Source organism: Erwinia typographi, assembly GCF_000773975.1.
Taxonomy (GTDB): Bacteria; Pseudomonadota; Gammaproteobacteria; order Enterobacterales; family Enterobacteriaceae; genus Erwinia; species Erwinia typographi.
In genome coordinates, this window is record NZ_JRUQ01000044.1 from 143,512 (window position 1) to 158,695 (window position 15,184).

Sequence of the window (15,184 nt, forward strand, 5' to 3'; positions counted from 1 at the left end):
GTTGTTAAACATAAACGCCGGAAAACACAGCTTTCCGACTCTTCATTCAGTGAATGAACGCTGTGTTGTACCCCAATGCCCTGAGTATAGTCAACCGATTGTTTACTAAATGAGCGCTTTCCAGAACAGTGCCAAAGCGCCCTTTTTTTAGCGGTAAAATCTAACCCGCTGAATCCGCATGGCTATTCAATTTCCCTTCGGCTTTGTAAAAAGTTTGCCCGGAGGCTGCCCGCTGTTGCAACGCCCCGCACGGCGTAAACCGCTCGCCGTGAACCTGCATCAGCCGCTCTAATGTGTTCACCACCTGCGAGATCCCAAGACGGTCCATATAGCGAAACGGGCCGCCCAGGAAAGGAGGGAAACCGATGCCAAAGACCGCGCCGATGTCGCCATCCCTGGCACCGTGAATAACGCCTTCATCCAGCGTTCTCGCCGCTTCGTTCAGCATCATCATCACGCAGCGCTCCGTTACTGACTCTGCGTTGAGACGCGCTTCGGGCTTCAGGTTAAGCAGCTTGTACACGCTCTGGTCAACGGACTTTTTAGCGCCGAACTTTTTACCGCCGTAAAGATAGAAGCCCCGACCATTTTTGCGCCCTTTACGGTTGTCGTTCAGCACCGCATCAAAGGCTTCCGGCGCGTTGAAACGCTCTCCCCAGGCTTTTTCCAGCACGGGCATGATGTGGGTGCCTACGTCAATTCCCACTTCATCCAGTAGCTGAATCGGCCCTACCGGGAAGCCAAACCTGACCAGCGCCCGGTCGATAGCCTCAATCGGCTCTCCTTCCAGCAGGCAGCGCATCGCTTCAATAATATAGGGAGCCAGAATACGGTTAACATAAAAGCCCGCGCGATCGGCTACCACAATCGGCGTTTTACCCTGCTTCTTCGCCAGAGCCACTACGGTGGCGACCGTTTCTGCCGCAGTATGTTGATGAGGGATAACCTCCACCAGCGGCATTTTGTCGACCGGGCTGAAGTAGTGCAGGCCAATGACGTTTTGCGGCCGTTGAGCGTTAGCCGCAATATCGGCGATCGGCAGTGAGGAGGTGTTAGAAGCAAAAATCGTGTCGACTGAGGTATTCGCCTCCACCTCGGCCACCATTTTTTGCTTCAGCGTCAGATCTTCAAATACCGCTTCGATAATCACGTCGCGATGCCGGAATCCCTGATAATCAGTACCGCCGCCGATCAATGCCATCTGCCGCTGCCGTTCAGCCGCACGGATATGTCGGCGCTGCACGCTTTTCGTCAGCGCATCCCAACTGTATTTCATCGCATGATTAATACCTTCAGGATTGATGTCTTTGATACGCACCGACAGCCCGCCTCGCGTTGCCGTGACCAGGGCAATTCCGCCGCCCATTAACCCGCCGCCAAGCACGCCCACTGACTTCACCTCGCGGGGGTTGGCGTCAGCGCCCCGCTCTTTTTTCATGGCGGTAGTGGCGAAGAAAATGCTGCGCAGCGCCGCCGATTCCGCCGTCATCGCCAGCTCGCCAAAGGCTTTCGCCTCCTCCGAGTAGCCAATATGGCTGCCCTTGCACAGGCCGGTTTTGACCACCGACAGGATTTTGCGGGTGGCGGGATAGTTGCCTTTGGTTTTCGCTTCGGTCTGTTTACTCGCCATCGCAAACAGCAGCGCCCGGCCTGCGGGAGCATTCAGCAGCCGCTCGCCCAGCGGCAGCGTTTTGCGGGGCTTGCGGCCTTTTAACGCCATGTTCACCGCCGTTTCCAGCAGAATAGCCTGAGGAACCGCTTCTTCCACCAGCCCTATTTTTAGCGCCTGCTTCGCCCGCAGCGTTTTGCCGGTCAGGATCAAGTCCAGCGCTTTTGAGGCACCAATCAGCCTCGGTAACCGCTGCGTCCCGCCCGATCCCGGCAGCAATCCCAGTTGGACCTCCGGCAGACCAAGGCGGGTTTTGTCATCCAGCGAACAAACGCGCTGATTGCAGGCCAGCGCCAGCTCCAGACCGCCGCCCAGGCAGGCGCCGTGGATCGCCGCAATAACCGGAACCGACAGCGAGGAAATTTCCGCCATCACCTTCTGCCCCGCCAGCGCCAGCGTTTCGGCTTCCTGCGCCGTTTGGCAGGCCGCTATCATTGAGATATCCGCGCCGGCAATAAACGAGTCGGGCTTGCCGGAAATCAGCACCAGCCCCGCAAGGTGCGGATTGCTGCGCGCTTTGGCAATCACCTCGCGGATCTGCCCGGCAAACTCCGCCTTTAGCGTATTCATTTTCTCGCCGGGGACGTCAATGACGATCACGCCGACGTTATCCAGCCGCATCGTCAGGCTAAAAGCCGAGGTATTTTGCATATTATTCCGCCTCCAGCACCATTGCCGCGCCTAAACCGCCAGCGGCACAGGCCGTCACCAGCCCCAGACCGCCGCCGCGACGACGTAGCTCGTTCAGCGTCTGGGTAATCATTCTGGCGCCGGTAGCCGCAAAGGGATGCCCGTAAGCAATTGAGCCGCCCAGCACGTTAAATTTCTCTTCATTCACCTCGCCCAATGCATGAGGACGATTTAACACCTCGCGGGCGAAGCGCTCATCGGCAAACATTTTCAGGTTAGCCAGCGTCTGGGCGGCAAACGCCTCGTGCATGTCGATCAGCGTCAGATCGTTCAGGGTGATCCCCGCCCTGTCCAGCGCCAGCGGGGAGGCATAAGAAGGCCCCAGCAGCATATCCTGCCGGACGTCGATGGCGGTGAAAGCGTAGCTGCGCAGATAGCCCAGCGGCGCCACCTCCAGCTCTTTGGCGCGGGATTCGGTCATCAGTACCACCGCCGCGGCCCCATCGGTCAGCGGCGTACTGTTGGCGGCGGTGACGGTCCCGTGCTGGCGATCGAAGGCCGGACGCAGGCGCGTATAGTCTTCAAGCGTGGAATCCGTGCGGACATTGTTGTCCTGCTGAAAGGCTTTGCGCCAGGGAGGCACAAAGGCGGTCATCACCTCACCGGCCAGCCGTCCGTCCTGCCAGGCCCTCGCGGCACGCTGATGTGAACGGTGCGCCAGCGCATCCTGCTGCTGACGAGTGATGCCGTAGCTTTTCGCCATTTGTTCCGCCGTGTCGCCCATCCGCAGTCCGGTTGAGTATTCCGCCACGGCGGGTGGCACCGGCAGCAGGTCGCGCGGGCGAAGCTGGCTGAACAGCTTCATTTTTTGCGAAAAGCTTTTAGCCTTGCTGAGGTCGACCAGCACCCGGCCCAGCTTTTTACTGACGCCGATGGGCAGCACGGATGAAGAGTCGGCGCCGCCGGCAATACCGGCCTGGATAGTCCCCGCCAGCAGGCTCTCCGCGACGTTAGCCACCGCCTGAAAGCTGGTGGCGCAGGCGCGGCTGACGCTGTAGGCATCGGTCTGTACGCTAAGGCCGCTTGCCAGCACAATTTCACGGGCGATGTTTGGCGCTTCAGGCATTTGCACAACCTGACCAAACACCAGCTGTTCAATCACCTCCGGCGGTAACTCGCTGCGCGCCAGCAGTTCGCTAATCACCATTCGTCCCAGCTCAATCGCCGGAATGCCGTGTAGCGCCGTAGCCTGACGGGCAAAAGGCGTTCGCAGCCCGTGTGTAATCGCGATGCGTTCGCCCTGACGCGTCAGCAAAGGAAGCGCTTTGCTCATTCTGATCACCCTTAAGAAGAAATTCCGTACGGCATCATTGCCAAAGAGGTCTGACCTCTAAGGTTAACCAGATTTTATCATTCTGCACGGGGATTAAGAGAAAATTGCGAGAGCAAACACGCTTTGCCTGACAATGAGCGGGCGTCCCCACTCATTATCAACGGCCGGAGACTAGCGCAGCGCCAGCTGAAAGATCATCGTTTCAGCCTGGCAGCTGAAGGTGAAATCGACATCAAGCTCTACGCCAGCAGGCTGTTCATTAAAGCGGGCGTTGATCACGCAGGGTTCGGATTCAACCTGGCGCGCCTTATCAGTCAGCTGTTTAAGCATCTCTTCAGCCTGCTGATGGTTGTCATACAGCTGGCTCCAGCTGGCGGTGCAGTCAGTGTTGTCCATGATAGTACCGACATCGACGCAGCAGCAGGCTGCGGTTTCATTGGCGCTGCATTTGTTAATGGCATGGGTCATCGGAAATCTCCAGTTAGCCGCTTTGACAGCAGCAGATAGTGTAATCATGACTGACTATGTTACCCCTGACGTCAAAACTTGTCTGGTAACGCGCCGTGTTAGCGCCATTAAGTGACGAAAATCACAGTTAAAATTGATCCAGAACAAACTGAACGCAACGTGGTCATTTCGAACCGACAGCTTTTTGTTAAGCAGATCTCTTTTCTTGGATCATTTTTGAAATATCTACAAAACAATATTGCAACATAACCACAGGTCGGACCTATACTTGGCGCACTGGTCTGATTTGTTAGATGTATGTCAGCCCCTACAATTCGCGATCCCTTGTTACCTTACGTAACAGAGTTTAATAAAAATCAGATAAATGAGGTTGTGGTCATGAACCATAAAAACCTGTTTGCGAAGTCTGCGCTCGCAGCTGCAGTGGCAATTGTCTCTTCGAACGTTTATGCGGCCGGCTTTCAGCTGAATGAATTTTCTGCCATAGGTCTGGGCCGTGCTTATTCCGGCGAAGGCGCTATGGGCGATACGGCGGCGTCAGCCAGCCGCAACCCCGCGACCATGGCGCTGATGGACCGCCCTATGTTCTCCATCGGTGCAGTATTTATCGATCCTGATGTTGATATTAGCGGCAAGAGCCAGTCTGGCCGTAGCCTTGATGCGAATAATATTGCGCCGACGCAGTGGATCCCCAATATTCATTACGTGCAGCCTATTAACGACCAGTGGTGGTTAGGCGCGTCTGCCACCTCTAATTATGGTCTGGCGACAGAATTTAATAATGACTACACCGCTGGCGGCTACGCCGGAAAAACTGACCTGCAAACCGTCAACTTTAATTTAAGCACCGCTTATCGCCTTAATCAGAACTTCAGCTTTGGCGTTGGGTTCGATGCGGTTTATGCGCGGGCTAAGATTGAACGTTATGCCGGTGAGTCCGGCGCGGCGCTGGGGATGCCAGCCGACACGCAGATTGCGCACCTGAAGGGCGATGAGTGGGGCTACGGCTGGAACGCCGGTATTCTTTATGAAGTGGACGAGAATAACCGCTACGGGTTTACCTACCGCTCTGAAGTGAAAGTCGACTTTGACGGCGATTATAAGAGCAGTATTCCAACCTATATCAACCCAATTAACCAGGCGGGCAACTTCGGCCTGCCGTACGGCACCAGTGGCAACACCATTCCTGGCTCACTGACGCTGAACCTGCCAGAGATGTGGGAGCTGTCCGGGTATAATAAAGTCGCGCCGCAGTGGGCCGTACACTACAGCCTGACCTACACCAGCTGGAGCCAGTTCCAGCAGCTGAAGGCCACCGGCAGCAATGGTCAGACGTTGTTCTATAAAGACGAAAGCTTTAAGGACGCCTACCGCATCGCGCTGGGCACCTCCTATTTCTACGACGATAACTGGACCTTCCGCACCGGTATCGCCTTTGATGACAGCCCGGTTCCGGCAGAAAACCGCTCTATCTCCATCCCGGATCAGGATCGTCTGTGGCTGAGCGCCGGGGCTTCCTATGCCTTCAACCCGGATGCCTCTGTTGACGTTGGCGTCTCTTATATGCACGGCCAGCACGTCACCGTTCAGGAGGGTGACTACACCTTCAACTCAACCGGTAAGGCCTGGCTGTACGGCGCGAACTTTAACTACAAGTTCTAAACGTCGGCTGCAAAAGCAAAAGGCCTGTCGCAAGACAGGCCTTTTTTATTGCGCAACAAACCGGCTTTAGTTTGAATCGATATCGTTCAGATCGTCCTGAATTGCCGAGGCGTTGGGGTTTTCCTGCGGGATAAGCTGGCCGTCGCTGGCGAGGAAATCGTGGTGCTGGAAATAAGCGGCACGGACAAAGGCATACGGATCCTGCGAGTTGTGCAGAAGCGCATCCGAATCCAGCAGCTGGGCACGGGTTTCCACCCCTTCCAGCGCCCATTTGCCTGCCGACATCCACCAGGTCAGCCAGCTGAGCGGCGCATAGAGATCGTCCACCAGCCCGCCAACGTCTTCACGCGGCGTGAAGCTGCCGTAGCCCGGCACCTCCACGTAAGGACCGTAGCCCACGCCATAGTTGCCCAGGGTGCTGCCAAAGCGGCGCGGTTCCTCTTTTGCCAGCTTAGGATTCGCCATACTCGCCACGTCAATAAAGCCGCCCATCCCCAGCAGGGTGTTCAGGAAGAAGCGGTTGAAGTGGACCATCGCTTTATAAGGTTTTCCCTCAATAAAGTAGTTCACCATGGTCGAAGGTTCATTGAGGTTGCTGAAGAAGTTACTCAACCCGCTACGGGCAGGCACCGGCACGTAATCACGCCAGGCCACCGCCACAGGACGCACCACATAAGGATCCAGCACGTTGTAGTTGAAGTTGAACATCGAGCGGTTAAAGCTCTCAAACGGATCTGACCGCCCCTGCGGCTGGTCCGCCGTGTTCGAACTGGCACACCCAATCAGCAGCACGCTGGCTAGCGCTACGCCCGTCACGCGGTAGCTCATATCTTTCTCCCTGTCGTCAATGTAATACCGCCGTTACGGCTGCTGCTGATTAATCTCAACAGACAGCTGCTGGTGACCATCAAATGGCGAGACGGCGCTGGTGCCAAACCAGTCCCCAGGCTGTGGATTGGCACTGCCGTCGCGCGAGATACGCACCCGAACCTGAACCTGATGCTGGGCAGAAAGAAGGCGCTCCGGCATCATGGCATTGCTGTCATCCAGCGTCAGCGATAAAGGAAAATGGCTTAACGGTAATTTTTTCACCGCCACCGGGACGGGAGAAACACCATCAGCAACGGAAATATACAACACTCCGCCAGCCGGCAACATTTTTTCTGCCCCGGCAGCCAGGCTGACGGAAAGCGCCAGATGGCTGTTTTGCTTACCGGATTCCGTTTTAGCCTGTTCGATACTGCGTTGGATCATCGCCACCCGCTTATCGTCAGCTGGTAACAATTGTAACATCTTTTGCCAGTTGGCAATGGCCTCAGGGTAACGCTGCTGGCTAAAAGCATTAAATGCCAACAGACTCAGCACCCGTAAATTGCCGCCGTCGGTTTTAAGCATCTCATTAAGCATCACTCCAGCCTGACGATTATCTTCCGGGTCCGGTGAACGGGTCAGAACATCCGCATAGCTTAGCTTCACTTCTGGGTTATCGGGCGCCAGCTGCATCGCGTGCTGAAAAGCCTGGGTGGCGGTGGCGGCATTATTCAGCACCATGCCTATCCGGCCCAGCATCAGCCAGTCATTGACGTTCTGCGGATCCTGTTGCAATGAGCTGCGTACGCCCAGGCCGAGCCTGGCCAGTTCCTCCATGTTCAGCGGCCTGGCGTTCGGGTCCATCACCTGAGCGCGCAGAGCCGGCAGATCGTTTTGCACCTGCTGCCAGGACATCACCTGAGCAAAACCTCCGGTCTTGAAATAGAAGCCCAGGCTGACCACCACCAGCACCAGCATCCCCGGCACCAGCACCCAGCGGCCCACGCTGCGCTCCACGATCTCTTCATCCTGAGGTATATCCAGCAGGAGCGTCTGCTGTAGCTCGCGAATCATCTGCTGTCGCTCGCCCACCACGCCCTGCTCTTCATCCTCCTCCAGCTCTTTCAGCCGCTGGTGATAGAAGGACTTGTTCAGCGCATCGCGTGCGATCGCCACCGGACGATGCTTGCGCCCTCCGGCAATCAGCAACAGCGCGCAGGAGGCGACGAGCAGTCCGAAAAGGGTTAACCAGAATCCACCCATTATTGCTTCCTGTTATTCTTTAAGAGCGCGTTCAGGCGCTGTTGCTGTTCCGCATTGATCTCGTCATCCAGCGGGCGCTTTCTGCTGCGCAGAATAATCACCAGCGCGCCAATAATGACAAACAGCGCCGGACCGGCCCAGAGCACAAGGGTTGAGGGCATAACCGGCGGCTCATAGGTGACGAAATTGCCGTAGCGCGCCACCATATATTGCCTGACCTGATCCGGTGTCTGCCCACTTTGCAGCAGCTCGTAAACCTTCAGCCTCATGTCGCTGGCGATCATCGAATTGGAATCCGCAATGCTGTTGTTCTGGCACTTAGGGCAGCGGAGTGATTCGGTCAGATGACGATACTGCTGCTCCTGCCCGACCGAGGTAAATTTATAGGTATCAATATTATCAGCCAGCGCAGCGCAGCTGATCAGCAGGGCCAGCAACAGGCCTGACCAACACTTCATGCGCCAGCCTCCCTGCTGTATTTATCCCATAGCGGCTTTACCTCACGCTGCCAGACGTCGTCGTTCATATCACCGGCGTGACGATAGCGAATAATTCCTTTGCCATCGATCAGGAACGTTTCCGGCGCGCCATAGACGCCCAGATCCAATCCCAGCATACCGTCGCCGTCATACAGACTCAGCGCATAGGGGTTGCCAAGCGAGTTCAGCCAGTTAATCGCCTTATTACGATCGTCTTTATAATTCAGCCCCACCACGCGAACCCCCTGCGACGCCAGCGTATTGAGATACTGATGCTCTGCGCGACAGGTCGGACACCAGGTTGCCCAGACGTTCAGCAGGATCGGCTTACCGTCGGTCAGCACTGACTGATCGTAGGTTTTGCCCGGCAGATCCAGCGACTCCAGCTTAAAGACCGGCACCGGTTTTCCCACCAGCGCAGACTCCAGCAGCGTGGGATCGTCACCGTTAGCGTTACGATTGAGCTGCCACATCAGCGCCGCCGCCAGCAGCAGGAACAGCACCAAAGGGATATAAAGAATTTTGCGGTTCATGCCAGCTCCTTCTGCGCTTTCCTGCGTGAACGATAGCGCGGATCGCACAGGCAGAAAATTCCGCCAACGGCCATAAATACGCCGCCGAACCAGATCCAACGAACGAAAGGCTTGTAGTAAATGCGCACTGCCCAGGAGTTATCGCCCAGCTCTTCGCCCAAAGCGGCGTACAGATCGCGGGTGAATCCCCCGTTGATCGCCGCCTCCGTCATCATGGTGTGGGCCACGCTGTAGTAGCGCTTCTCCGCGTGCAGCGTCGCTTCATGCTCGCCGTTACGCGTCACGTCGATAATCCCCACGCCGCCGGAGTAGTTCGGCCCCTGTAAGCTGTGCACATCACGAAAGGTGAAGTGGTAATTGTGAATATCTACCGAGTCGCCCGGCCGCATTCTGACATCGCGCTCCACGCTGTAGTTTTGGCTGAAGGCGATGCCGATAACGGTCACGGCTACGCCAAGGTGGCCCAGCACCATGCCCCAGTGGCTGCGGGAAAGATGCGTTAAGCCCTTCAAGAAACTATGCCGGTGCGTGGCGCGCTCGTGCAGTTCCATCAGCGTCAGGAAGATGACCCAGATCGACATCAGCAGGCCGACAACGGCCATCGCCTCAATGCGATCCTGCATCAGCCACGGCAGCACGATCGACAGCGCCAGCGTGCCGACTACCGCTACCGCCAGCCGCTTCCACAGCTTCTGCGGCTCGTCACGACGCCAGCGCACCAGCGGACCGATGCCAAGCATCAGGGCCATCGGCGCCATCAGCCAGGTAAACAGCGAATTAAAGAACGGCTCGCCAATCGAAATACTGCCAAGTCCCAGCTGTTTGTGCACCAGCGGCAGCAGCGTACCAAGCAGTACGACCAGCATGGCGGCAATCAGCAGCACGTTGTTGCCCAGCAGGAAAGATTCGCGCGACCAGACTTCATTCTGCACCCGGCTGCGCACCTTGCCGCCTTTAATGGCATACAGCAGCAGCGAGCTGCCGATGACGATGACCAGGAAAGCAAGGATAAACATGCCGCGCGCCGGATCGGAAGCAAACGAGTGGACGGAGACCAGCACGCCGGATCGCACCAGGAAGGTGCCCAGCAGGCTCAGCGAAAAGGCGGTAATAGCCAACAGTACCGTCCAGGCTTTGAACGTGCCGCGTTTCTCGGTCACCGCCAGCGAGTGGATAAGCGCAGTGCCAGCCAGCCACGGCATAAAGGAAGCATTTTCTACCGGGTCCCAGAACCACCAGCCGCCCCAGCCCAGCTCATAGTAAGCCCAGGCCGATCCGAGCACGATGCCGATGGTCAGAAAGATCCACGCCGCCGTGGTCCACGGGCGTGACCAGCGCGCCCAGGCGGTATCCAGCCTGCCAGCCATGAGCGAGGCGATGGCGAAGGCAAAAGCCACGGAGAAGCCGACATAGCCCATATACAGCAGCGGCGGATGGAAGATCAGGCCGATATCCTGCAACATCGGATTCAGATCGCTGCCGTCAATCGGGAAGTCCGGCAGCGTTCGGGTAAAGGGATTCGAGGTCAGGGTAATAAACAGCAGAAAACCGAGGTTAATCATCCCCATTACCGCCAGCACGCGGGCGATGGAATCCATCGGCATTCCCCGGCTGAACAGCGCCACCGCCAGCGTCCAGGTGCTCAGCAGCAGCAGCCAGAGCAGTAGCGATCCCTCATGCGCGCCCCAGGTTGCCGCAATGCGATAATAAACCGGCAGCAGCGTGTTGGAGTTGGTGGCGACGTAGGCCACGCTGAAATCGTTCACCACGAATGCGTGCACCAGCACCGCAAAAGCCCCCAGCACGCAGGCAAACAGCGCGTAGCTCAGCGGCCGCGCCAGCCCCATCAGACGACGGTCCTGACGGGAGGCGCCCCACAGCGGATAGAGACTTAACAACAGTGAAATAGCCAGCGCCAGGCAGAGCAGAAAGCTGCCGATTTCCGGCATCATGACTGGCCGCCAGGGGCTGAAGCCTGATAAGCCGACGTCGGCCCTTTATGGTTCGTTTTCATCGCGTCCTCAATTTCCGGCGGCGTGTATTTTTCATCATGTTTCGCCAGCACTTCTTTCGCATTCACCAGGTTGCCCTCTTCCAGCACGCCCTGCGCTACCACGCCCTGCCCTTCGCGGAACAGGTCAGGCAGAATGCCGAGATAGCTGACGCTGATAACGCCGTTGCCGTCATACAGCTTGAAGGAGACCTGAAGCGTGTGCGGGTCGCGCCTGACGCTGCCCGGCATCACCATGCCGCCAACGCGCAGGCGCTCGCCCGGCTCGGGCTTGCGGTGAGCCTCACCTTTGCCGTTGAGAATTTCACTGGGCGTATAGAAAAGGTCGATGTTTGAACGCAGCGCGTACATCACCAAAGAGGTGGCAAGGCCGAGCCCCACCAGGATCGCGACCACCACGATCAGTCGGCTTTTACGGCGGGGGTTCACGGTTGCTCTCCTGCGGCTTCTCCGGCGATTTTTTTACTTTTGGCGGCGTGAATACGGCGTTCCCTCGACTGCCGCTGGCGGATGGCGTTCAGCAGACGGCGGCGCTGGACAATCGTATGCAATACCAGCCCGGTAAGAGCAATCAGCGTGCAGGCCACCGCCAGCCAGACGTAAAAGGCGTAGCCGCCCATCGCGAAGAACGCCGGCCAGGAGGAGAAAGCTGGCGTCATGCGCTGCGCCCTCCTTTCGCGGCCACGTCGGCCACCCACGGGCGGTTACGCTCGGTAAACAGGATCAGGTTGCGCAGGCGCATCAGCGTCAGAGAGATAAACACCAGCAGATAGCCGAGGATCGACCAGCGCAGCGGCGTGCGCATACTGGGGTCAATCGCCTGCTGAAGCATACCGGAAGAGCCCTGGTGCAGCGTGTTCCACCACTGCACCGAGTAATGAATAATCGGCAGATTAACCACCCCCACCAGGATCAGTATCCCGGCGGCCCGCCCCGCCATCCGGCGGTCGTCGAAGGCGTTGTACAGGGCAATCACGCCCATATAAAGGAACAGCAGCACCAGCTCGGAGGTGAGGCGGGCATCCCAAATCCACCAGGTGCCCCACATTGGCTTGCCCCAGGCGGAGCCAGTGATCAGCGCGATAAAGGTAAAAACGGCGCCGACCGGCGCCATCGCCGCCGCGGCCAGATCCGCCGTTTTCCACTGCCAGACCAGGCCAGTAAATGCCGCGATAGCCATTGAGGCATAGATACCCATTGACCACATAGCGGCCGGGACATGGATATAGATGATGCGATAGCTGTTGCCCTGCTGATAATCGGCCGGCGCGAAACCAAATCCCCAAATCCAGCCGAGCAGCAGCGTGACGATGCCCAGCACCGCGAACCAGGGCAGTAAACGACCGCATAAGCGGTACAGCCGCTCAGGCTTACCGAGTTGATGTAACCATTTCCACATTATTATTTTGCTCACATAAAAAAGAAAAGCGTTCTGGTCTTTATTATTAAAATGTCTGTTAGTGCACGCTGACCCGCAATGCGGCAGCCGTAGCGAACGGTGCCAGCGTGGCGCTGCCCACCAGCAGAGCGCCTAAAATAGCCAGGTAGCCGTCAATCGGTAATCCCATACCGGCAGCGTCTATGGCTGCGCTGGCAAAGATCAGCACCGGAACCGCCAGCGGCAGAACCAGTAAACTCAGTAATACGCCGCCGCGACGCAGCCCCACCGTTAATCCGACGCCTATCGCGCCAAGGAAGCTCAGGGTTGGCGTGCCCAGCAGCAGGGTCAGCGCCATCGCGCGCCAGCTGGCAAAGTCCAGCGAAAGCAGCAGCGCCGCCAGCGGTGACAGCAGCAGCAGCGGCAGCCCGGTGATCACCCAGTGAGCGGCCACTTTCCCCAGAACAGTGATGGGTAGCGGCGTGGGTAGCAGCAGTAGCTGTTCCAGCGAACCATCCAGAAAGTCATCGCGAAACAGGCGTTCGAGCGCCAGCAGCGACGAGAGCAGCGCGGCGACCCAGACGATACCCGGCGCAATTCTGGCCAGCAGTTGCGGCTCCGGGCCAATTCCCAACGGGAACAGAGTAATGACGATCAGAAAAAACCACAGCGGATTGATGATTTCGGCACCGCTACGAAACGCAATGCGCAGTTCACGCTTAAACACTCGCCAAAACATCAGACTACCTCCGAAGAGGTGAGGCGAATTTTGCGAACTGTGCGCTGCGCGGCCGGTAAATCCTGATGCGTTGTTAAAATTACCGCGCCGCCGTTCTCAGCATGGCGGCTGAATAACGTCATCAGTTTCTCCACGCCGGACTTGTCGATCGCCGTTAGCGGTTCATCCAGGATCCACAATGGCGAACGGCTTAGCCACAGCCGGGCCAGCGCGACTCTACGCTGCTGCCCCGCCGAAAGCTGCGCGACGGCCACATCTTCGAATCCCACCAAATCCACTTCTTCCAGCGCCGCCATCAGCGACGCTTGCGGCTGACTGGCATGGTAAAAATGCAAATTTTCGCGCGCCGTCAGTATCGCCTTCACCCCCGGCTGATGGCCCAGGTAAAGCAGGACGGAATGCCAGATTTCGCGCTGATGTCGGACTGGCTGCTGCTGCCAGAGCACCTCGCCCTGCTCTGCCCGGCTCAGCCCGGCGAGGATACGCAGCAGTGAGGTTTTCCCCGCGCCATTCGCCCCTTCAATCTGGACAATATCGCCCGCTGAAACGGTAAAACTGAGGTCGCTGAACAGCGTGCGTTCGTCGCGTACGCAGGTCAAATGGTTAGCTTCCAACATCAAAAAGGTTCGCGCTTAAAAAGAGTTGGGCGAAATAGTACCACAGGCAATCAGTTCATCGCAGCCTGCCGACGGTCAGCATCGCGCTACTTTGCAGGCATTATGCCCTTTATGCGTCACAAATCGCGCAAAAACCTGTTGCAGTTAAAAGTTTGTTACTTTTTAGCCAGAACTTCATAACATTTTATCTCCCCGGGAAACCCGCTACGCTTAAAAGAAACAACACCGCTGGGAAAAAGAATAATGATTAAGAAACAGGATGATGGCGAAGTCGAAAGCAAAGAGAGTGAACAGGGTGAAGAAATAGAGGTGGATGAGGACGTTCTTCCCTCGCGCGCCGCCGCCGTCCATGAGCAGATCCGCCAGGAAGGGGAAAAGGAATTGGAACGTGATGGCCTGGCCCTGCTGTTTTCCGCCATTGCGGCGGGGCTTTCCATGGGGGCTTCGCTGATGGCTAAGGGCATTTTTCAGGTCAACCTGGAGGGCGTGCCGGGCGCATTTCTTCTGGAGAACCTCGGCTACACCTTCGGCTTTATCATCGTGATCATGGCGCGCCAGCAGCTATTTACCGAAAACACGGTGACCGCCGTGCTGCCGATTATGCACAAACCCACCGGCAGCAATCTGCTGTTGTTGCTGCGTCTGTGGGGCATTGTGCTTGGCGGCAATCTGACAGGCACCGGGCTGGCCTCGCTGGCCTTCAGCCATATGCCTGTTTTTGATGGCGCCACAAAACAAGCCTTTGTCGCCATCAGTCAAAAGGTGATGGAGAATCCCCCAGGAGAGATGTTTGCCAACGCCGTGGTATCCGGCTGGATCATCGCCACCATGGTATGGATGTTCCCTTCAGCCGGCGCCGCAAAAATCTGGGTGATTATTCTGATGACCTGGCTGGTGGCGCTGGGCGATTTGGCGCATATCGTCGTTGGCTCGGTTGAGGTGCTGTACCTGGTATTTAATGGTCTTATCAGCTGGCATGAATTCCTCTGGCCGTTCGCCCTGCCGACCCTTGCAGGTAACATTATTGGCGGCACCTTTATCTTTGCGGTGATTAGCCACGCGCAGATCCGCAACGATATGAGCACTAAAGCCAGGGCAAAAGCAAAGGCCGACGCCAAAGCTCAGGCAAAAAAGCAAGATAATGTTAGGTAAACCCGTTTTGGGCAATGGCTGGAGGTTAGCAGCAGGCGGACACGTCTGCTGCCTTTCTCCGCCGCTAATTAAACATTGCCCAGGTGCTGGCGTAAAATGTGCCTGCATAAGCCACGTAGGCCAGCCAAATCAGGGTGATAACCGCAAGGGACAGTTTCATAGACATCGTCTTACCTCTTCAGGGCGTCAGGGTTCAGCAGTGGAGTGACTTTGCTTTACATTAGGCCTGTAAAAAGAGGGGAATATTGATCCAGAGCAAGTATCGCCAATTTAGCCTTGAGACCTTACGGCGCTAAAGCATGTTGAGATCAAATTCGTCGGTAAGAAAATGGATAAAACGCCGCCAACTGGCGACAAAACCAGCAGTCAGGCGGGTAAGTGGTTAATCTGCGGCTAAAAGCGCGCTATACTGCCCGCCGCTGTCTCCTTAGTTAAATGGA

The 15,184-nt window shown here is 57.1% G+C and carries 15 protein-coding genes; 2 read left to right on the forward strand and 13 right to left on the reverse strand.

The genetic code is table 11. The annotated features are described in order from the left end of the window. Positions 1-160: 160 nt before the first annotated feature. From fadJ to NG99_RS15945, 3 genes are all read right to left on the reverse strand, one after another. Positions 161-2,320, reverse strand: a complete 2,160-nt coding sequence (gene fadJ / locus NG99_RS15935) for a fatty acid oxidation complex subunit alpha FadJ (protein WP_034895030.1) — start codon at positions 2,318-2,320, stop codon at positions 161-163. Position 2,321: 1 nt separating this feature from the next. Next, on the reverse strand, positions 2,322-3,632 hold the full coding sequence (gene fadI / locus NG99_RS15940) for an acetyl-CoA C-acyltransferase FadI (RefSeq protein WP_034895033.1): 1,311 nt from the start codon (positions 3,630-3,632) through the stop codon (positions 2,322-2,324). A gap of 171 nt (positions 3,633-3,803) precedes the next feature. After that, a complete protein-coding gene (locus tag NG99_RS15945) occupies positions 3,804-4,100 on the reverse strand; it encodes a YfcZ/YiiS family protein (protein WP_084110552.1) in 297 nt (98 codons plus the stop codon). 378 nt (positions 4,101-4,478) lie between these two features. Between NG99_RS15945 and fadL the strand changes: the two genes are divergently transcribed. Then, a complete protein-coding gene (gene fadL / locus NG99_RS15950) occupies positions 4,479-5,762 on the forward strand; it encodes a long-chain fatty acid transporter FadL (RefSeq protein WP_034895036.1) in 1,284 nt (427 codons plus the stop codon). A 66-nt stretch (positions 5,763-5,828) separates the two neighbouring features. Here the strand turns inward: fadL and mlaA are convergent, their stop codons facing one another. From mlaA to ccmA, 10 genes are read right to left on the reverse strand one after another with little or no spacing between them, the layout of a single operon-like run. Then, positions 5,829-6,590 carry a phospholipid-binding lipoprotein MlaA gene (mlaA, locus tag NG99_RS15955; protein WP_034895039.1) on the reverse strand — a complete coding sequence of 254 codons (762 nt, stop codon included), beginning with the start codon at positions 6,588-6,590 and terminating at the stop codon, positions 5,829-5,831. 33 nt (positions 6,591-6,623) lie between these two features. Beyond that, positions 6,624-7,835 carry a c-type cytochrome biogenesis protein CcmI gene (gene ccmI, locus NG99_RS15960; protein ID WP_034895042.1) on the reverse strand — a complete coding sequence of 404 codons (1,212 nt, stop codon included), beginning with the start codon at positions 7,833-7,835 and terminating at the stop codon, positions 6,624-6,626. After that, positions 7,835-8,293, reverse strand: coding sequence for a cytochrome c-type biogenesis protein (locus tag NG99_RS15965; protein WP_034895045.1), 459 nt, complete (start codon positions 8,291-8,293; stop codon positions 7,835-7,837). Before NG99_RS15965 ends, ccmI begins: the two co-directional genes overlap by 1 nt. Then, positions 8,290-8,847, reverse strand: a complete 558-nt coding sequence (locus NG99_RS15970) for a DsbE family thiol:disulfide interchange protein (protein WP_034895049.1) — start codon at positions 8,845-8,847, stop codon at positions 8,290-8,292. The genes NG99_RS15965 and NG99_RS15970 overlap by 4 nt, the downstream gene beginning before the upstream one ends. Then, a complete protein-coding gene (locus NG99_RS15975) occupies positions 8,844-10,799 on the reverse strand; it encodes a heme lyase CcmF/NrfE family subunit (RefSeq protein WP_034895051.1) in 1,956 nt (651 codons plus the stop codon). Before NG99_RS15975 ends, NG99_RS15970 begins: the two co-directional genes overlap by 4 nt. Further along, positions 10,796-11,287 carry a cytochrome c maturation protein CcmE gene (gene ccmE / locus NG99_RS15980; protein ID WP_034895054.1) on the reverse strand — a complete coding sequence of 164 codons (492 nt, stop codon included), beginning with the start codon at positions 11,285-11,287 and terminating at the stop codon, positions 10,796-10,798. The genes NG99_RS15975 and ccmE overlap by 4 nt, the downstream gene beginning before the upstream one ends. Then, positions 11,284-11,517 carry a heme exporter protein CcmD gene (gene ccmD / locus NG99_RS15985; protein WP_034895056.1) on the reverse strand — a complete coding sequence of 78 codons (234 nt, stop codon included), beginning with the start codon at positions 11,515-11,517 and terminating at the stop codon, positions 11,284-11,286. Before ccmD ends, ccmE begins: the two co-directional genes overlap by 4 nt. After that, positions 11,514-12,257: a heme ABC transporter permease gene (locus NG99_RS15990; protein ID WP_034895059.1), complete on the reverse strand. Its 744-nt coding sequence runs from the start codon at positions 12,255-12,257 to the stop codon at positions 11,514-11,516. Before NG99_RS15990 ends, ccmD begins: the two co-directional genes overlap by 4 nt. Before the next feature lie 58 nt (positions 12,258-12,315). Continuing rightward, positions 12,316-12,975, reverse strand: coding sequence for a heme exporter protein CcmB (ccmB, locus tag NG99_RS15995; protein WP_034895063.1), 660 nt, complete (start codon positions 12,973-12,975; stop codon positions 12,316-12,318). After that, complete coding sequence (ccmA, locus tag NG99_RS16000) at positions 12,975-13,592, reverse strand: cytochrome c biogenesis heme-transporting ATPase CcmA (protein ID WP_034895067.1); 618 nt, start codon at positions 13,590-13,592, stop codon at positions 12,975-12,977. Before ccmA ends, ccmB begins: the two co-directional genes overlap by 1 nt. Before the next feature lie 243 nt (positions 13,593-13,835). On the opposite strand from ccmA, the gene NG99_RS16005 reads away from it, so the two are divergent. Then, on the forward strand, positions 13,836-14,744 hold the full coding sequence (locus NG99_RS16005) for a formate/nitrite transporter family protein (RefSeq protein WP_034895070.1): 909 nt from the start codon (positions 13,836-13,838) through the stop codon (positions 14,742-14,744). Positions 14,745-15,184: the final 440 nt, after the last annotated feature.